General features: G+C 35.8%; 31 protein-coding genes. All 31 read left to right on the top strand.

Going from position 1 to position 17,664, the window contains the following annotated elements; all coding sequences use genetic code 11:
- Window positions 1–7 precede the first annotated feature (7 nt).
- The 31 genes from fusA (at window position 8) to carA (ending at window position 17,652) form a co-directional block, all read left to right on the top strand.
- The gene (fusA, locus tag R2782_RS08165; RefSeq protein WP_371267744.1) at window positions 8–2,164 is read left to right on the top strand and encodes an elongation factor G; all 2,157 of its coding nucleotides are present in this window, start codon (window positions 8–10) and stop codon (window positions 2,162–2,164) included.
- A gap of 11 nt (window positions 2,165–2,175) precedes the next feature.
- Window positions 2,176–2,481 carry a 30S ribosomal protein S10 gene (gene rpsJ / locus R2782_RS08160; protein ID WP_026710316.1) on the top strand — a complete coding sequence of 102 codons (306 nt, stop codon included), beginning with the start codon at window positions 2,176–2,178 and terminating at the stop codon, window positions 2,479–2,481.
- Window positions 2,482–2,575: 94 nt separating this feature from the next.
- Entirely contained in the window at window positions 2,576–3,193 is a 618-nt protein-coding gene (gene rplC, locus R2782_RS08155) for a 50S ribosomal protein L3 (protein WP_371267743.1), read from the top strand.
- The gene (rplD, locus tag R2782_RS08150) at window positions 3,193–3,822 is read left to right on the top strand and encodes a 50S ribosomal protein L4 (RefSeq protein WP_371267848.1); all 630 of its coding nucleotides are present in this window, start codon (window positions 3,193–3,195) and stop codon (window positions 3,820–3,822) included. Before rplC ends, rplD begins: the two co-directional genes overlap by 1 nt.
- Before the next feature lie 6 nt (window positions 3,823–3,828).
- On the top strand, window positions 3,829–4,119 hold the full coding sequence (rplW, locus tag R2782_RS08145) for a 50S ribosomal protein L23 (protein WP_026710313.1): 291 nt from the start codon (window positions 3,829–3,831) through the stop codon (window positions 4,117–4,119).
- A 6-nt stretch (window positions 4,120–4,125) separates the two neighbouring features.
- Window positions 4,126–4,950, top strand: coding sequence for a 50S ribosomal protein L2 (rplB, locus tag R2782_RS08140; RefSeq protein WP_371267742.1), 825 nt, complete (start codon window positions 4,126–4,128; stop codon window positions 4,948–4,950).
- Between the two features lie 10 nt (window positions 4,951–4,960).
- On the top strand, window positions 4,961–5,239 hold the full coding sequence (gene rpsS / locus R2782_RS08135; protein ID WP_026710311.1) for a 30S ribosomal protein S19: 279 nt from the start codon (window positions 4,961–4,963) through the stop codon (window positions 5,237–5,239).
- A gap of 6 nt (window positions 5,240–5,245) precedes the next feature.
- Window positions 5,246–5,656, top strand: coding sequence for a 50S ribosomal protein L22 (rplV, locus tag R2782_RS08130; protein WP_371267741.1), 411 nt, complete (start codon window positions 5,246–5,248; stop codon window positions 5,654–5,656).
- Window positions 5,657–5,665: 9 nt separating this feature from the next.
- The gene (gene rpsC, locus R2782_RS08125; RefSeq protein ID WP_371267740.1) at window positions 5,666–6,412 is read left to right on the top strand and encodes a 30S ribosomal protein S3; all 747 of its coding nucleotides are present in this window, start codon (window positions 5,666–5,668) and stop codon (window positions 6,410–6,412) included.
- A gap of 19 nt (window positions 6,413–6,431) precedes the next feature.
- Entirely contained in the window at window positions 6,432–6,851 is a 420-nt protein-coding gene (rplP, locus tag R2782_RS08120; protein WP_371267739.1) for a 50S ribosomal protein L16, read from the top strand.
- A 13-nt stretch (window positions 6,852–6,864) separates the two neighbouring features.
- Window positions 6,865–7,056: a 50S ribosomal protein L29 gene (gene rpmC / locus R2782_RS08115; RefSeq protein ID WP_371267738.1), complete on the top strand. Its 192-nt coding sequence runs from the start codon at window positions 6,865–6,867 to the stop codon at window positions 7,054–7,056.
- Between the two features lie 18 nt (window positions 7,057–7,074).
- On the top strand, window positions 7,075–7,332 hold the full coding sequence (gene rpsQ / locus R2782_RS08110; RefSeq protein WP_371267737.1) for a 30S ribosomal protein S17: 258 nt from the start codon (window positions 7,075–7,077) through the stop codon (window positions 7,330–7,332).
- A gap of 2 nt (window positions 7,333–7,334) precedes the next feature.
- Window positions 7,335–7,703 carry a 50S ribosomal protein L14 gene (rplN, locus tag R2782_RS08105; protein WP_007803649.1) on the top strand — a complete coding sequence of 123 codons (369 nt, stop codon included), beginning with the start codon at window positions 7,335–7,337 and terminating at the stop codon, window positions 7,701–7,703.
- Between the two features lie 11 nt (window positions 7,704–7,714).
- Entirely contained in the window at window positions 7,715–8,029 is a 315-nt protein-coding gene (rplX, locus tag R2782_RS08100; RefSeq protein ID WP_371267736.1) for a 50S ribosomal protein L24, read from the top strand.
- Between the two features lie 2 nt (window positions 8,030–8,031).
- Window positions 8,032–8,583 carry a 50S ribosomal protein L5 gene (gene rplE, locus R2782_RS08095; RefSeq protein WP_026710304.1) on the top strand — a complete coding sequence of 184 codons (552 nt, stop codon included), beginning with the start codon at window positions 8,032–8,034 and terminating at the stop codon, window positions 8,581–8,583.
- A 3-nt stretch (window positions 8,584–8,586) separates the two neighbouring features.
- Window positions 8,587–8,856 (top strand): 30S ribosomal protein S14, encoded by a 270-nt coding sequence (gene rpsN, locus R2782_RS08090; RefSeq protein ID WP_371267735.1) that lies wholly within the window; start codon window positions 8,587–8,589, stop codon window positions 8,854–8,856.
- Between the two features lie 71 nt (window positions 8,857–8,927).
- A complete protein-coding gene (gene rpsH / locus R2782_RS08085) occupies window positions 8,928–9,326 on the top strand; it encodes a 30S ribosomal protein S8 (RefSeq protein ID WP_371267734.1) in 399 nt (132 codons plus the stop codon).
- A gap of 14 nt (window positions 9,327–9,340) precedes the next feature.
- Window positions 9,341–9,883 (top strand): 50S ribosomal protein L6, encoded by a 543-nt coding sequence (gene rplF, locus R2782_RS08080; protein WP_371267733.1) that lies wholly within the window; start codon window positions 9,341–9,343, stop codon window positions 9,881–9,883.
- 11 nt (window positions 9,884–9,894) lie between these two features.
- Window positions 9,895–10,248: a 50S ribosomal protein L18 gene (gene rplR, locus R2782_RS08075; RefSeq protein ID WP_371267732.1), complete on the top strand. Its 354-nt coding sequence runs from the start codon at window positions 9,895–9,897 to the stop codon at window positions 10,246–10,248.
- Between the two features lie 6 nt (window positions 10,249–10,254).
- Window positions 10,255–10,779: a 30S ribosomal protein S5 gene (gene rpsE / locus R2782_RS08070; protein WP_371267731.1), complete on the top strand. Its 525-nt coding sequence runs from the start codon at window positions 10,255–10,257 to the stop codon at window positions 10,777–10,779.
- Window positions 10,780–10,793: 14 nt separating this feature from the next.
- Window positions 10,794–10,976: a 50S ribosomal protein L30 gene (gene rpmD / locus R2782_RS08065; protein WP_371267730.1), complete on the top strand. Its 183-nt coding sequence runs from the start codon at window positions 10,794–10,796 to the stop codon at window positions 10,974–10,976.
- Between the two features lie 11 nt (window positions 10,977–10,987).
- A complete protein-coding gene (gene rplO / locus R2782_RS08060) occupies window positions 10,988–11,440 on the top strand; it encodes a 50S ribosomal protein L15 (protein WP_371267729.1) in 453 nt (150 codons plus the stop codon).
- A gap of 11 nt (window positions 11,441–11,451) precedes the next feature.
- A complete protein-coding gene (gene secY, locus R2782_RS08055; RefSeq protein ID WP_371267728.1) occupies window positions 11,452–12,798 on the top strand; it encodes a preprotein translocase subunit SecY in 1,347 nt (448 codons plus the stop codon).
- A gap of 5 nt (window positions 12,799–12,803) precedes the next feature.
- Complete coding sequence (gene infA / locus R2782_RS08050; RefSeq protein ID WP_112086714.1) at window positions 12,804–13,019, top strand: translation initiation factor IF-1; 216 nt, start codon at window positions 12,804–12,806, stop codon at window positions 13,017–13,019.
- Between the two features lie 12 nt (window positions 13,020–13,031).
- Window positions 13,032–13,148, top strand: coding sequence for a type B 50S ribosomal protein L36 (ykgO, locus tag R2782_RS08045; protein WP_084139925.1), 117 nt, complete (start codon window positions 13,032–13,034; stop codon window positions 13,146–13,148).
- Window positions 13,149–13,150: 2 nt separating this feature from the next.
- Complete coding sequence (rpsM, locus tag R2782_RS08040) at window positions 13,151–13,525, top strand: 30S ribosomal protein S13 (RefSeq protein WP_169523137.1); 375 nt, start codon at window positions 13,151–13,153, stop codon at window positions 13,523–13,525.
- Between the two features lie 8 nt (window positions 13,526–13,533).
- Window positions 13,534–13,917 carry a 30S ribosomal protein S11 gene (gene rpsK / locus R2782_RS08035; protein WP_129463101.1) on the top strand — a complete coding sequence of 128 codons (384 nt, stop codon included), beginning with the start codon at window positions 13,534–13,536 and terminating at the stop codon, window positions 13,915–13,917.
- 113 nt (window positions 13,918–14,030) lie between these two features.
- Window positions 14,031–14,636, top strand: coding sequence for a 30S ribosomal protein S4 (rpsD, locus tag R2782_RS08030; protein ID WP_371267727.1), 606 nt, complete (start codon window positions 14,031–14,033; stop codon window positions 14,634–14,636).
- Between the two features lie 21 nt (window positions 14,637–14,657).
- The gene (locus R2782_RS08025) at window positions 14,658–15,650 is read left to right on the top strand and encodes a DNA-directed RNA polymerase subunit alpha (protein ID WP_371267726.1); all 993 of its coding nucleotides are present in this window, start codon (window positions 14,658–14,660) and stop codon (window positions 15,648–15,650) included.
- Between the two features lie 63 nt (window positions 15,651–15,713).
- Window positions 15,714–16,220 (top strand): 50S ribosomal protein L17, encoded by a 507-nt coding sequence (gene rplQ, locus R2782_RS08020; protein WP_371267725.1) that lies wholly within the window; start codon window positions 15,714–15,716, stop codon window positions 16,218–16,220.
- A 313-nt stretch (window positions 16,221–16,533) separates the two neighbouring features.
- The gene (gene carA, locus R2782_RS08015) at window positions 16,534–17,652 is read left to right on the top strand and encodes a glutamine-hydrolyzing carbamoyl-phosphate synthase small subunit (protein ID WP_371267724.1); all 1,119 of its coding nucleotides are present in this window, start codon (window positions 16,534–16,536) and stop codon (window positions 17,650–17,652) included.
- Window positions 17,653–17,664 lie beyond the last annotated feature (12 nt).

Raw genomic sequence — 17,664 nt, 5'->3', positions numbered from 1 at the left:
TATAGAAATGGCTAGAGATTTAAAATACACAAGAAATATTGGAATTGCTGCTCATATTGATGCAGGAAAAACGACAACAACAGAGCGTATTCTTTTTTACACCGGTAAATCACATAAAATTGGTGAGGTACATGACGGTGCAGCAACAATGGACTGGATGGCACAAGAGCAAGAAAGAGGTATTACTATTACTTCGGCAGCTACTACTTGTGAGTGGAATTTTCCAACCAATCAAGGTAAACCTATTGCTGAGTCTAAACCGTATCATTTTAATATTATTGACACTCCCGGACACGTTGACTTTACAGTTGAAGTAAATCGTTCACTGCGGGTATTAGATGGTTTAGTGTTTTTGTTTAGTGCAGTGGATGGTGTTGAACCGCAATCTGAAACAAACTGGAGGCTAGCTGACCAATACCGCGTTCCAAGAATGGGGTTTGTTAACAAAATGGACCGTCAAGGATCGAATTTTCTTTCGGTTTGTCAACAAGTAAAAGATATGTTGAAATCGAATGCAGTTGCCATTACATTACCAATTGGCGAAGAGCAAGATTTCAAAGGAGTGGTTGACTTAGTGAAAAATCAAGCTATCGTATGGCATGATGAAACTCAAGGAGCTACTTTTGACGTTGTGGATATCCCTTCTGATATGGTTGCTGAAGTAAAAGAATATCGTTCTAAACTTATTGAAGAAATCGCTACTTATGACGAGAACTTATTAGATAAGTATATGGAGGATGAAAATTCTATCACTGAAGAAGAAATTAATAACGCGTTAAGAGCAGCTACAATTGATATGGCAATCATTCCAATGATTTGCGGTTCTTCTTTCAAAAACAAAGGGGTACAATTTATGTTAGACGCAGTTTGTAAATATTTGCCTTCTCCATTAGACAAAGAAGGTATCGAAGGAATTCATCCTGATGATGCTGATTTGTTAGAAGAAGACCAAAAGAAAATTTTGCGTCGTCCTGATCCAAAAGAGCCGTTTGCTGCATTGGCATTTAAGATTGCAACAGATCCTTATGTGGGTCGTTTGGCTTTCTTCCGTGCTTATTCAGGTCGTTTAGATGCCGGTTCATATATACTTAATACACGCTCTGGAAATAAAGAAAGAATTTCTCGTATTTACCAAATGCACGCAAATAAACAAAATCCAATCGAATTTATTGAGGCTGGAGATATTGGAGCTGCAGTTGGATTTAAAGACATCAAGACTGGAGATACAATGTGTGACGAAAAACACCCAATTGTACTTGAGTCAATGAAGTTCCCTGATCCGGTAATTGGTATTGCTATTGAGCCAAAAACAAAAGCGGATGTAGATAAAATGGGTATGGCTTTAGCAAAATTAGCCGAAGAAGATCCTACTTTTACAGTTCGAACAGATGAGGCATCAGGACAAACAATTATTTCAGGTATGGGTGAGCTTCACTTGGATATCTTGATTGATAGAATGAAACGTGAATTTAAGGTAGAAGTAAATCAAGGAGAGCCTCAGGTTGAATACAAAGAAGCTTTCACTAAAGCAGCTCAACACAGAGAGGTTTATAAAAAACAATCAGGTGGACGTGGAAAATTTGGTGATATTGTATTCCGTTTAGAACCGGCTGATGAGGTTGACGGAAAACCTTTTGTTGGTCTTCAGTTTGTGAATGAAGTAAAAGGAGGAAACGTTCCTAAAGAATATGTTCCTGCTGTTGAAAAAGGATTCAGAGAAGCCATGAAACAAGGTCCTCTTGCAGGTTATGCCGTTGATGGATTAAAAGTAACTTTATTAGACGGATCATACCACCCAGTGGATTCAGATGCACTTTCTTTTGAATTGGCTGCTAAAATGGGTTATAAAGAAGTAGCCAAGGCAGCTGGTGCTGTAATTCTTGAGCCAATCATGAAAATTGAAGTAATCACCCCAGAAGAAAACATGGGTGATATTGTTGGAGATTTGAACAGAAGAAGAGGTCAAGTAAATGATATGGGAGACAGAGCGGGAGCAAAAACAATTAAAGCGTTTGTTCCGCTTTCTGAAATGTTTGGATATGTAACTACCTTGAGAACATTGTCTTCAGGTAGAGCAACTTCAACAATGGAATTCTCACATTATGAACAAACTCCTTCAAATATCTCTGAAGAAGTGATTAAAAAAGCAAAAGGTAACGCTTAATTTTTAAGAAAATGAGTCAAAAAATCAGAATAAAATTAAAATCTTACGATCACATGTTGGTGGATAAATCAGCAGAGAAAATCGTAAAAACGGTTAAAAGTACCGGAGCTGTTGTAACCGGACCAATTCCGTTACCAACTCACAAGAAAATTTTTACTGTTCTACGTTCTCCTCACGTAAATAAAAAAGCTAGAGAACAATTTGAAGTGAGTTCATACAAAAGATTGTTAGATATCTATTCTTCTTCATCTAAAACTATCGATGCTCTAATGAAATTAGAGTTGCCAAGTGGTGTAGAAGTAGAAATCAAAGTGTGATAATATTAGATAGAGTTACCAAGCAATAAGACTTTCTTATTGCTTGGTTCTTATTCTAATTAAATAAAATTTAATCATTTATAAATAATTTAATATGTCTGGGTTAATTGGAAAAAAAATCGGCATGACCAGTATCTTTGACGAGAACGGAAAGAATATTCCTTGTACCGTGATAGAAGCAGGTCCTTGTGTCGTTACCCAAGTCAGAACCAAAGAGGTTGACGGGTATGAAGCGTTTCAACTTGGTTTCGATGACAAAGCAGAAAAACATGCTACAAAAGCGGCCGTGGGTCACTTTAAAAAAGCAGGTACGGTTGCTAAGAAAAAAGTCGTTGAATTTCAAGAGTTTGAAACAGAATACAAATTAGGTGATTTAATCACTGTAGATCTATTCAACGAAGGAGAATTTGTTGATGTACAAGGTGTTTCTAAAGGTAAAGGATTTCAAGGTGTTGTAAAACGTCACGGATTTGGTGGTGTTGGACAATCAACTCATGGTCAGCATAACCGTTTAAGAGCACCGGGTTCTGTTGGAGCTTCTTCTTATCCATCAAGAGTATTCAAAGGAATGCGTATGGCAGGAAGAACTGGAGGAGAAAATGTAACAATTCAAAACCTTAGAGTTTTAAAGGTAGTAGCTGATAAAAATCTACTTTTGGTGAAAGGATGCGTTCCTGGTCACAAGAACTCTTATGTAATCATTCAGAAGTAATGGAAGTAAAAGTTTTAGATATTAACGGAAAAGATACCGGCAGAAAAGTTCAACTTTCTGACGATGTATTCGCTATCGAGCCCAACAAACATTCGGTTTATCTTGATGTAAAACAGTACTTGGCTAATCAAAGACAAGGAACGCACAAATCAAAAGAGAGAGCTGAAGTTACCGGGAGTACTCGAAAAATTAAAAAACAAAAAGGAACAGGTACTGCTCGTGCAGGAAGTGTTAAGAATCCTTTGTTTAAAGGTGGGGGGACTGTTTTCGGGCCTAGACCTAGAAGTTATTCTTTCAAATTAAACAAGACTTTAAAGAAATTAGCCAGAAAATCTGTTTTTTCTCAAAAGGTTAGTGACTCAGATTTAATTGTAGTAGAAGATTTTAATTTTGATACTCCAAATACTAAGAAATTCATTACGATTTTAAAAGCTTTAGGGTTAGAAAATAAAAAATCTTTGTTTGTGTTGGGAGATTCAAATAAAAACGTATATTTGTCGTCACGCAATTTAAAGGCTTCTAATGTTGTAACTAACTCAGAATTAAGTACTTATGCGATTTTAAACGCAAATAAAGTTGTGCTTTTAGAAGGTTCTTTAGAAGGAATTGAACAAAATTTAAGTAAATAATAGGCCATGAGTATCATAATTAAACCTATCATAACTGAAAAAATCACAAAGCAAAGTGAATTGAACAATCGTTATGGTTTTGTGGTAGATAGAAAAGCAAACAAAATTCAAATTAAGAATGCTATCGAAGCAGCTTATGGTGTAAATATTGTTGCTGTAAATACCATGAATGTAAGACCGGATCGTTCAGTAAAGTACACTAAAAGTGGTATGATTAGTGCTAAAACAAATGCTTACAAAAAAGCAGTTGTTGAAGTGCAAGAAGGAGAAACAATTGATTTTTATAACAATATCTAATAAGTAATGTCAGTTAGAAAATTAAAACCTATTACCCCGGGTCAGCGTTTTAGAGTTGTGAATGGTTTTGACGCCATTACAACTGATAAGCCGGAAAAGTCATTATTGGCACCGAAAAAAAACTCAGGAGGTAGAAATAGTCAAGGAAAAATGACCATGCGTTATACAGGCGGTGGTCACAAACAGAAGTATCGTATTATTGATTTTAAAAGAGCTAAAGCAGGAATTCCTGCTACAGTTAAGTCTATTGAGTACGATCCAAACAGAACAGCATTTATTGCTTTATTAAGTTATGTGGATGGGGCAAAAACATATGTGATTGCTCAAAATGGATTAAATGTTGGTCAAACTGTAAGTTCAGGCGAAAACGCTTCCCCTGAAATTGGTAATGCTCTTCCATTAAGTAAAATTCCTCTAGGAACTGTTATTTCATGTATTGAGTTGCGTCCAGGTCAAGGAGCTGTTATTGCTCGCTCGGCTGGTACTTTTGCTCAATTAATGGCGAGAGATGGAAAATATGCTACTATCAAAATGCCTTCTGGTGAAACAAGACTTATCTTGTTAACATGTATGGCTACTATTGGTGCGGTTTCAAATTCAGATCATCAATTAATTGTTTCCGGTAAGGCCGGTAGATCAAGATGGTTGGGTAGAAGACCAAGAACTAGACCAGTTGCAATGAACCCTGTTGATCACCCAATGGGTGGTGGAGAAGGGCGTTCTTCTGGAGGTCATCCACGCTCTAGAAAAGGGTTGCCTGCAAAAGGTTTCAGAACTCGCTCTAAAGTTAGTCCAAGTAATAAGTATATTGTTGAACGCAGAAAGAAATAATTAGATAGACATGGCACGTTCATTAAAAAAAGGTCCATTTGTACATTACAAATTAGATAAAAAAGTTCTTGAAAATGTTGAGAAATCAAATAAAGCTGTGATTAAAACTTGGTCAAGAGCTTCAATGATTACTCCGGATTTTGTTGGACAAACAATTGCAGTACATAACGGTCGTCAGTTTGTTCCTGTTTATGTGACTGAAAATATGGTAGGGCACAAATTAGGAGAGTTTTCACCAACAAGATCTTTTAGAGGTCATGCAGGTGCTAAGAATAAAGGTAAAAAATAAGAAGCAATGGGAGTTCGAAAAAGAGAAACAGCAGACGCGAGAAAAGAAGCAAACAAACAGATTGCTTTCGCAAAGTTAAATAACTGCCCTACTTCACCTAGAAAAATGCGCTTGGTTGCAGACTTGGTAAGAGGTCAGAAAGTTGAAAAAGCACTAAATATATTAAGATTTAGTCAAAAAGAAGCTTCAAGAAAATTAGAAAAATTATTGTTATCTGCTATTGCCAACTGGCAAGCTAAGAATGCAGAAGCAAGTATTGAAGAAGCAGCTTTATTTGTAAAAGAGATTAGAGTAGATGGCGGAATGATGTTAAAAAGACTTCGTCCGGCTCCTCAAGGTCGAGCACACAGAATTAGAAAACGTTCTAATCACGTAACAATCGTGCTTGGAGCTAGTAATAACACACAAAGCAATTAATAAAGTAAGATGGGACAAAAGACAAATCCAATAGGGAACAGACTTGGGATCATCAGAGGATGGGATTCAAACTGGTATGGTGGAAATGATTACGGTGATAAAATTGCCGAAGATTATAAAATCAGAAAGTATATCCATGCTCGTTTATCAAAAGCTAGTGTATCAAAAGTAATTATTGAGAGAACTTTAAAACTTGTAACCGTTACTATCACTACTGCCAGACCTGGTATTATTATCGGTAAAGGTGGTCAAGAGGTAGACAAGTTAAAAGAAGAGCTTAAGAAAATTACTGACAAAGAGGTTCAAATTAACATCTTTGAAATTAAAAGACCTGAGTTAGATGCTTATTTGGTTGCAACAAGTATCGCTCGTCAAATCGAAAGCCGTATTTCATACAGAAGAGCAATTAAAATGGCTATTGCTGCAGCAATGCGTATGAATGCTGAAGGTATTAAAGTTTTGATTTCAGGTCGTTTGAATGGTGCTGAGATGGCACGTTCAGAAGGTTTCAAAGAAGGTAGAATACCTCTTTCAACTTTCAGAGCTGATATTGATTATGCTTTGGCTGAAGCGCATACTACTTATGGTAGAATGGGAATCAAAGTGTGGATCATGAAAGGTGAAGTTTACGGAAAGAGAGATCTTTCTCCGCTAGTAGGTATGGATAAAAAGCAAACCGGTGGTGGAAACAAAGGTGGAGATTCTCCTAGAGGTGCAAAACCAAATGGAAAGTCAAATTCGCGTAAAAGAAAGTAAATTTTTAATTTAAAGAAAAATGTTACAGCCTAAAAGAACAAAATACCGTAAGGTACAAAAAGGGAGAATGAAAGGTGATTCACAGAGAGGTCACGAACTTTCTAATGGAATGTTCGGAATCAAGTCTATGGATTCTTCGTTCTTAACTTCACGTCAAATTGAAGCTGCACGTATTGCTGCAACTCGTTATATGAAAAGAGAAGGTCAATTATGGATTAAAATTTTTCCAGATAAACCAATTACAAAGAAACCTCTTGAAGTACGTATGGGTAAAGGTAAAGGAGCAGTTGAGTATTGGGCAGCTGTTGTTAAACCCGGTAGAATTATGTTTGAAGTAGGAGGTGTGCCTTTGGCTGTTGCCAAAGAAGCGTTGCGTTTAGCGGCTCAAAAACTTCCTGTAAAAACTAAATTTGTTGTTGCTAGAGATTTCGAAGCATAATCTTTTATTTATTATGAAACAAACAGAAATTATAAGTCTATCTGTAGCTGAGTTACAAGAAAAACTTAATCAGTCTAAAAAAACTTATGCCGATCTAAAAACGACTCATTCGATTTCTCCAATTCAAAATCCGCTTCAAATTAGAACATTGAGAAGATTAATTGCGAGATTAAATACTGAGCTAAGTAAAAGAGAGTTACAATAATTGTAAGCTAGCTGAAAGATGGAAAAAAGAAATTTAAGAAAAGAAAGAATTGGTGTTGTAACCAGTAACAAAATGGAAAAATCTATTGTTGTTTCTGAAACTAAAAAAGTAAAACACCCTCTATATGGTAAGTTCGTGTTAAAAACAAAAAAATATGTTGCTCACGACGAAAAAAATGACTGCAATATTGGAGATACTGTAAGAATTAGTGAAACACGTCCTTTAAGTAAATCTAAATGTTGGCGATTAGTTGAAATCATTGAAAGAGCGAAGTAATTATGGTACAACAAGAATCAAGATTAAAAGTAGCAGATAACACAGGAGCAAAAGAAGTTTTGACTATCCGTGTTTTAGGAGGAACGAAACGTCGTTATGCCTCTGTTGGAGATAAAATTGTAGTTTCTATTAAAGACGCAACACCAAACGGAAACGTTAAAAAGGGTGCTGTATCAACTGCAGTTGTTGTACGAACCAAAAAAGAAGTGAGAAGAGCTGATGGATCTTATATTCGTTTTGACGATAATGCATGTGTGTTGTTAAACGCTGCAGGTGAAATGAGAGGGACTCGTGTGTTTGGCCCGGTTGCAAGAGAGCTTCGTGAAAAACAATTCATGAAAATTGTATCATTAGCACCAGAGGTGCTTTAAATCAATTAATGATGACAAAGTTAAAAATTAAATCAGGAGACATCGTAAGAGTAATCGCTGGAGACCACAAAGGTACTGAAGGCAAAGTTTTACGTGTTTTTGTTGACGCGAATAAAGCGATTGTTGAAGGAGCTAACATGGTTTCTGTTCACACCAAACCTAGTGCAAAAAATCCACAAGGTGGAATCGTGAAAAAAGAAGCTCCTATCCAAATATCCAACCTTTCTTTAATTGATCCTAAGTCTAAAAAAGTGACTAAAGTTGGATTTAAAATAGAAGGAGATAAGAAAGTAAGATTTTCAAAAAAATCTAATCAAGTTTTATAGTTATGGCTTATATCCCTAGACTAAAAGAAGAATATAAAAGCAGAGTTATTCCTGCCTTAAAAGAAGAGTTCGGTTACAAAAACGTAATGCAAGTTCCAAAATTGGAAAAAATCGTTGTAAGCCGAGGAGTTGGTGCAGCAGTTTCAGATAAGAAATTGGTTGATTATGCTGTAGACGAATTGACTAAAATTACTGGTCAAAAAGCTTTAGCTACAATATCTAAGAAAGACGTTGCGTCTTTTAAATTAAGAAAAGGTATGCCAATTGGTGCAAAAGTTACCTTACGTGGTGAAAGAATGTATGAATTCTTAGATAGATTGATTACATCATCTTTACCTCGTGTAAGAGACTTTAATGGTATCAAAGCAACCGGTTTTGATGGAAGAGGTAACTATAACCTTGGTGTTTTAGAGCAAATCATTTTTCCGGAAATTGATATTGATAAAGTAAATAAAATTGCCGGTATGGATATAACTTTCGTAACAACTGCCAAAACCGATAAAGAAGCAAAATCATTATTAGCAGAATTAGGATTACCTTTTAAAAAGAATTAAGTTATGGCTAAAGAATCAATGAAAGCCCGTGAGGTAAAAAGACAAAAAGCGGTAGACAAGTATGCTGAAAAAAGAAAGGCTTTAATAGAAGCCGGAGATTATGAAGGTTTACAAAAATTACCGAGAAATGCCTCTCCTGTTCGTTTACACAATCGTTGTAAATTAACCGGAAGACCAAGAGGGTATATGAGACAATTCGGTATTTCACGTGTAACATTCCGTGAAATGGCTAACCAAGGTTTAATCCCCGGAGTTAAAAAATCTAGTTGGTAAATTATTTTTAATTGGTTTCAGGTTCAACAGAAAATGTTTTTGTTGAAAACCGTTACCGCAAATCAATACATATGTATACAGATCCTATTGCAGATTATCTTACCAGAGTTAGAAATGCTGTGAAAGCTAACCACAAAGTGGTTGAAATTCCGGCTTCTAATCTTAAGAAAGAAATCACAAAAATTTTATTTGATCAAGGGTATATCCTAAGTTACAAATTTGATGATAATACTGTTCAAGGTACCATCAAAATTGCTTTGAAGTACGACAAAGAGACTAAAGAGCCTGTTATCAGGGATATCCAAAGAATAAGTAAACCTGGTTTACGTAAATATGCAGGTTCATCTGAGCTTCCAAGAATTCTTAACGGATTAGGGATAGCTATTGTTTCAACTTCGAAAGGTTTAATGACTGGTAAACAAGCCAAACAATTGAATGTTGGAGGAGAAGTAATTTGTTACGTATACTAATAAAACACTAAACTATGTCAAGAATAGGTAAAAATCCAATTGCAATTCCTGCCGGTGTAACTGTTGAAGTGAATGAAGGAGTAGTTACAGCGAAAGGAAAGTTAGGTCAATTAACACAAGACTTTTCAGATGTTAGTGTTAAAATTGAAGATGGTCAAGTAATAGTGGAAAGAACTTCTGACCACAAAGATCATAGATCAAAACACGGTTTATACAGAGCCTTAATCAACAACATGATTAATGGTGTTTCAGCCGGTTTTACGAAAGAATTAGAGTTAGTTGGAGTTGGATACAGAGCTTCTAATCAAGGTCAGAAATTGGATCTTGCTCTTGGTTTCTCTCACAACATCGTTTTAGAAATTGCTCCTGAGGTTAAATTAGAAACAATTTCAGAAAAAGGTAAGAATCCAATTGTCAAACTAACCTCACATGATAAACAACTTTTAGGTCAGGTTGCCGCTAAAATTAGAGGTTTCCGTCGTCCAGAACCTTACAAAGGAAAAGGGGTTAAATTTGTTGGAGAAGTATTAAGAAGAAAAGCAGGTAAATCAGCTTAAAAAATAAGATTATGTCGTTAACAAAATCTGAAAGAAGACAGAGAATTAAGTTCAGAATAAGAAAGATTGTAAGCGGAACTACTGCAAAACCAAGACTTTCTGTATTCAGAAGTAATAAAGAAATCTACGCACAGTTGATAGATGACTTAAACGGAGTTACTGTTTTAGCAGCATCCTCAAGAGACAAAGGAGTTGATGCCAAGGGGACAAACGTAGAAGTTGCTAATGCAGTTGGAAAATTGATTGCAGAAAAAGCATTGAAAGCAGGTATTGAAACAGTAACTTTTGATAGAGGAGGTTATTTATACCACGGTCGTATTAAATCATTAGCAGAAGGAGCGAGAGCTGCCGGACTTAAATTCTAAGAAATTATGTATAGTCAATACAAAAATGTAGAGTTAGTAAAACCTAGTGGTCTTGAATTAAAAGATCGTTTGGTAAGTGTAAATCGTGTTACCAAAGTAACAAAAGGAGGTAGAGCATTTGGCTTTTCTGCTATTGTTGTTGTAGGTGATGAAAATGGAGTTGTTGGTCATGGATTAGGGAAATCTAAAGATGTTTCTGAAGCAATCGCCAAAGCTGTCGAAGATGCTAAGAAAAATTTAGTTAGAATTCCTTTAAGTAGTCAATCTGTTCCTCACGAACAAAAAGGTAAATTCGGTGGTGCACGTGTATTCTTGATGCCTGCTTCTCATGGTACCGGTGTTATTGCCGGAGGTGCTGTGCGTGCAGTTTTGGAATCAGTTGGAATTCACGATGTATTATCTAAATCTCAAGGTTCCTCTAATCCGCACAATGTGGTGAAAGCAACTTTTGACGCTTTATTACAAATGCGTAGTGCTCACACAGTAGCAAAACAAAGAGGAATTTCTTTAGAGAAAGTATTTAAAGGTTAATTTACAAGGAAATTATGTCAAAAATTTTAGTAAAACAAGTTAAAAGTCAAATCAACTGTCCTCAAACGCAAAAGAGAACTTTGGTTGCTTTGGGTCTTAAAAGATTAGGACAAGTAGTAGAGCATGAGAATTCATCTGCTATCCTTGGTATGGTAAATAAAGTTAAACACTTAGTTTCTGTAGAAGAAACAAAATAATACTATTCAAAATGAATTTAAGTAACTTACAACCAGCTGAAGGTTCAACACACAATCAAAATAAAAGAGTAGGTAGAGGAGAAGGTTCCGGTAAAGGTGGTACATCTGCAAGAGGTCACAAAGGAGCAAAATCTCGTTCAGGTTATTCTAAAAAGATTGGTTTTGAAGGAGGTCAAATGCCTCTTCAAAGACGTGTGCCTAAGTTTGGATTTAAAAATATCAATAGAGTAGATTATCAAGGTATTAATCTTGATACTTTACAAGCTTTAGTGGATAATGGTATAGTAACAGATACAGTAGATTTTTCTGTAATGATTGACAACCGTTTGGCCACTAAAAACGAATTGGTAAAAATATTGGGTCGTGGTGAATTAAAATCGAAATTAAAAGTAACCGCTCACAAATTTACTGCTACCGCAAAAGCTGCTATTGAAGCTGCTGGTGGTGAAGCTGTAACTTTATAATTTACGACTGTATGAAGAAATTTTTTGAAGCACTCGCTAACATTTGGAAAATTGAAGAACTAAAGAACCGTATCATGGTTACTTTGGGATTGCTTTTAGTTTATCGTTTTGGAGCACAGGTTACTTTACCAGGTATTGATGCCTCTAAGTTAGAAGGTTTGGCATCACAAACAGATCAAGGAATCGGTTCGATTCTAAATATGTTTACCGGAGGAGCATTTTCTCAAGCTTCTGTTTTTGCTTTGGGAATCATGCCCTATATTTCTGCATCCATTGTGGTACAATTAATGGGAATAGCTGTCCCTTATTTACAAAAATTGCAAAAAGACGGTGAGAGTGGTAGAAAAAAAATCAATCAAATTACACGTTGGTTAACAATTGCTATCACATTAGTTCAAGGTCCGGGTTATATTTATAACTTATATAGAACTTTGCCATCTGAAGCATTTTTATTAGGATTTAACTCTTTCTCATTCCTATTCTCAGCAGTCGTTATCCTTGTAACTGGAACTATATTTGCTATGTGGTTAGGAGAAAAGATTACCGATAAAGGAATTGGTAACGGTATTTCCTTATTAATTATGGTGGGTATCATTGCTCGTTTACCCGAGGCCTTCATTCAAGAGTTTGTTTCTACTGTAACGCAAGATCAAGGAGGTTTGGTGAAATTAGTATTTGAAGTGATTTTATGGTTATTAATTATCATAGCAAGTATTCTACTTGTAATGGCAGTACGTAAAATACCTGTACAATATGCCCGAAGAACCGCCGGTGGTGATTTTGAACAAGATATGATGGGTGCTAATAGACAATTTATTCCACTTAAATTGAATGCTTCAGGAGTTATGCCGATAATTTTTGCCCAAGCTATAATGTTTATTCCTGCCGCTGTAGCAGGTCTATCCTCAACTGAAATGGCGCAGTCTGTGACTGGTGCGTTTAGTGATATGTTTGGTGTTTGGTATAATTTAGTGTTTGCCTTATTAATTATTGTTTTTACTTATTTTTACACCGCCATTACTGTTCCAACCAATAAAATGGCAGATGATTTGAAAAGAAGTGGAGGTTTTATACCAGGCATCAGACCGGGTATAGAAACATCAGATTTTTTAGACAAAGTGATGTCGTTGATAACGTTTCCTGGTTCTATTTTCTTGGCTCTTATTGCAGTTTTTCCTGCAGTAGTAGTTAATCTAATGGGAGTACAACAGAATTGGGGTATGTTTTTTGGAGGGACATCCTTATTAATTATGGTAGGAGTTGCTATTGACACTATGCAACAAGTAAATTCTTATTTGTTGAATAGACATTACGATGGCTTGATGAAAAGTGGTAAAAATAGAAAAGCGGTAGCTTAATTTTTATGGCAAAACAATCAGCAATAGAACAAGACGGATCAATCATTGAAGCATTATCAAATGCGATGTTCCGCGTAGAATTAGAAAATGGTCACGTAGTGATTGCTCATATTTCCGGTAAAATGCGAATGCATTATATTAAATTATTACCTGGTGATAAAGTAAAATTGGAGATGAGCCCTTACGACCTGACAAAAGCAAGAATTACTTATAGATATTAAAGCTATTTCACAATGAAAGTTAGAGCATCAGTAAAGAAAAGAAGTGCCGAATGCGTAATCGTACGCAGAAAAGGCAGATTGTACGTTATTAACAAAAAGAATCCTAGATTTAAACAAAGACAAGGATAATTATGGCAAGAATTGCAGGGGTAGATATACCTAAAAACAAAAGAGGAGTTATTGCTTTAACCTATATCTTCGGAATTGGTAAAAGCAGAGCTATTGAGATTTTAGAAAAAGCTCAAGTTAGTCAAGACAAAAAAGTTCAAGATTGGAACGATGATGAAATCGGTGCAATTCGTGACGCAGTTTCCTACTACAAAATAGAAGGTGAATTACGTTCTGAAGTATCGTTACACATTAAACGTCTTATGGATATTGGTTGTTACAGAGGAATTCGTCACAGAGCGGGTCTACCACTTAGAGGACAAAGAACTAAAAACAACTCAAGAACAAGAAAAGGTAAAAGAAAAACTGTTGCTAACAAGAAAAAAGCAACTAAATAATAAGTAATATGGCTAAGACAACAACTAAGAAACGTAAAGTTATCGTTGAATCAACGGGTGAGGCTCATATTAATGCAACTTTTAATAATATAATTATTTCGCTTACAAACAAAAAAGGAGAAGTAATTTCTTGGTCCTCTGCCGGTAAAATGGGGTTTAGAGGCTCTAAGAAGAACACACCTTATGCGGCTCAAATGGCTGCAGAGGATTGTTCTAAAGTTGCACTTGAAGCAGGGTTAAAGAAAGTGAAAGTGTATGTGAAAGGACCAGGTAACGGACGTGAGTCAGCTATTCGTTCAATCCATAACGGCGGAATTGAAGTAACTGAAATTATCGACGTTACTCCAATGCCACACAACGGATGTAGACCTCCAAAAAGAAGAAGAGTTTAATGAATACTGATTAAGTTCAGTTTTGAATATTTTTTTAAGTATAACCCGAGGTAGAGATCGATTATCGAAGGATTTGACCTGAATTCATAATCACTACCTTAAAACAATTTAAAATGGCAAGATATACTGGTCCAAAAACTAAAATAGCTCGTAAATTCGGCGAAGCTATCTTCGGAGAAGACAAAGCCTTCGAAAAAAGAAATTACCCTCCAGGGCAACATGGTTTAGCCAAAAGAAGAGGAAAAAAATCTGAATATGCAGTTCAGTTGATGGAAAAGCAAAAAGCGAAGTACACTTACGGAATTCTTGAAAAACAATTCAGAAATTTATTTGAAAAAGCAGCTGCATCAAAAGGAGTAACAGGTGAAATCCTTTTACAACTTTGTGAAGCTCGTTTAGACAACGTGGTATACAGAATGGGTATCGCTCCATCAAGAAGAGCAGCTCGTCAAATTGTAGGGCACAGACACATCACTGTCAATGGTGAAATCGTGAACGTTCCTTCATACCATCTTAAACCGGGTGATAAAGTTGCAGTTCGTGAAAAATCTAAATCAGTTGAAGCTATCAACAGTTCTTTAGCTAATTCAAGCAAAGTTTACGAGTGGATCACTTGGAACAATGATACTAAAGAAGGTACTTTTGTAACCGTTCCGCAACGTTTACAAATCCCAGAAAACATCAAAGAACAACTAATCGTTGAGTTATACAACAAATAATAATTGACAGTAGTCGAAATTATGGCAATATTTAATTTTCAGAAGCCCGATAAAGTTATCATGATCGATTCAACCGATTTTGAAGGTAAATTTGAATTTAGACCTTTAGAACCCGGTTATGGATTGACTGTTGGTAATGCACTTAGAAGAGTTTTGCTTTCCGCTCTTGAAGGATATGCTATTACATCTGTACGCATTGAAGGCGTAGATCACGAGTTTTCTACTATTTCAGGTGTAGTTGAAGATGTTACCGAAATTATTTTGAATTTAAAACAAGTCCGTTTTAAACGTCAAATTGAAGAAGTGGACAATGAAACAGTAACTATTTCTCTTTCAGGTAAAGAACAAATTACAGCTGGTGATTTCCAAAAATTTATTTCCGGTTTTCAAGTGCTAAACCCAGAATTAGTTATCTGTAATCTAGATTCAAAAGTTAACATCAATATGGAGTTAACCATTGAAAAAGGAAGAGGATATGTTCCAGCAGAAGAAAACAAAAAGCAAAATGCAGCCATCGGAACTATTTTTACCGATTCTATTTTTACACCAATCAAAAATGTAAAATATGCAATCGAAAACTTCCGTGTTGAGCAAAAAACAGATTATGAAAAATTGGTTTTCGAGATCAAAACTGATGGTTCAATTAATCCTAAAGATGCTTTAACAGAAGCGGCTAAAGTTTTGATTCACCACTTTATGTTATTCTCTGATGAAAGAATTACGTTAGAGGCTGATGAAATTGCTCAAACAGAATCGTATGATGAAGAGTCATTGCACATGAGACAGTTATTAAAAACTAAACTTGTGGATATGGATCTTTCTGTCAGAGCATTAAATTGTTTAAAAGCGGCTGAAGTTGAAACATTAGGTGACTTAGTGTCATTCAATAAAAACGATTTAATGAAATTCCGTAATTTTGGTAAGAAGTCATTGACTGAGTTAGATGAACTTGTGGCAATCAAAAACTTACATTTCGGAATGGATTTGTCAAAATATAAATTAGATAAAGAATAAATTACTTCATAGTTTGCTCTCCAAAGAGGATAGAAGCAAGATGAAGGTTTAAAAAAACACGTCATGAGACACGGAAAAAAAGTAAATCATTTAAGCAGACAACAAGGTCACAGAAGATCAATGTTGGCGAACATGGCTTGTTCATTAATTGAACACAAAAGAATCAATACAACTGTTGCTAAAGCAAAAGCGTTGAAGCAATTTATTGAGCCATTGATTACAAAGTCAAAAGAGGATACAACACATAACAGACGTATCGTTTTTGCTTACTTGAGAAATAAATATGGTGTTACTGAACTTTTTAGAGAAGTTGCCGCAAAAGTAGGTGATCGTCCTGGGGGATACACACGTATCATCAAGTTAGGAAATCGTTTAGGAGATAACGCTGATATGGCGATGATCGAATTAGTAGATTTCAACGAACTATACAACGGAGGTAAAAAAGAAGAGAAAAAAGCAAAAAGCCGTCGTGGTGGAAAAGCTAAGAAAACAGAAGCTGCTGCTCCGGAAGCAAAAGCACCTGAAGCTCCAGCTGCTGATTCAACTTCAACAACCGAAGCTGCTGAATAATGAAATTTATTATCAAATAATAAAAAAGGATAAACTTGCGAGTTTGTCCTTTTTTTTTGATTTTTTCAGAAGCGAATCGCTCGGGCTTTTTCAGGAAACCATTTTCCCGCTTTCCGCTATATCTTTTGTTCCGTAAACTACACAAAAGGATACCGCTACAATCGGGGCTAAAAGGAAACCACAAAAAGAATGAATTACATAAGAAGCCATCATCAAAACCTTAGTACCTCAGTACCACAGTTCCTAAGAGCCTAAGAAAAAAAACTTTCCCGAATTCAGAATTTAAACTAAATTTGCAAAACAACACACAACAATGAACTACACTACGCGACAACCTGCCATACTTTTACTAGCAGATGGCACCATTTTTCACGGAAAATCAATCGGAATTAGCGGTAAAACCTTTGGTGAAGTCTGCTTTAACACCGGAATGACAGGCTATCAGGAAATCTTTACGGATCCATCTTATTTCGGACAAATTATGGTGGCTACCAATGCACACATTGGAAATTATGGCGTAAATGACCAAGAAGTAGAATCAAATTCCATTAAAATTGCCGGATTAGTTTGCAAGAATTTTAGCTTTAACTATTCCCGACCCGATGCAGCCGGAAGCTTATATAACTATTTTGAAGAACAAAATTTAATTGCCATTTCAGATGTTGATACACGGGCATTAGTAAGTTATATTCGTGAACATGGAGCACAAAATGCTGTAATTTGCACCGATGGAACAAGTATTGATGAGCTAAAAAATCAGCTAGCAAATGTTCCCGACATGAAAGGATTAGAATTGGCCTCAGTTGTTTCTACCAAAGAGCCCTATTGTTTTGGAGATGAGAAAGCAACGTATAGAATTTCGGCATTAGATTTGGGGATTAAAACTAATATCCTTCGCAATTTGGCAAAAAGAGATTGCTACATTAAAGTATTTCCATACAACTCAACTTTTGCTGATTTGCAAAGTTTCAATCCGGATGGTTACTTTTTGTCCAACGGTCCCGGTGATCCGGAACCATTGACCGGCGTAATTGAAGTAGCAAAACAAATCATTGACGACAATAAACCATTATTCGGAATTTGTCTTGGTCATCAAATCATTGGTTTGGCTAACGGAATTTCTACTTATAAAATGTTTAACGGACATCGAGGGATAAATCATCCTGTCAAAAATCTAATTACCGGAAAGGGTGAGATTACTTCGCAAAATCATGGTTTTGCTGTTGTGCGAGAAGAACTTGAAAAACACCCCGAATTGGAAATTACCCATGAGCATTTAAACGATGGAACAGTTGCCGGAATGCGAATGAAATCAAAAAACTGCTTTTCGGTTCAGTACCATCCGGAAGCAAGTCCCGGTCCTCACGATTCATCTTATTTGTTTGATGATTTCATTTCCAACATAAAAAAAGCAACGTTACAAGAAGCATAAATTAATCTGAGC

The sequence above is a fragment of the Flavobacterium sp. genome (assembly GCF_041392085.1).
Classification (GTDB): domain Bacteria; phylum Bacteroidota; class Bacteroidia; order Flavobacteriales; family Flavobacteriaceae; genus Flavobacterium.
The sequence above is the reverse complement of the archived record's forward strand: the minus strand, read 5'-3'. Positions and strand labels throughout refer to the sequence as shown.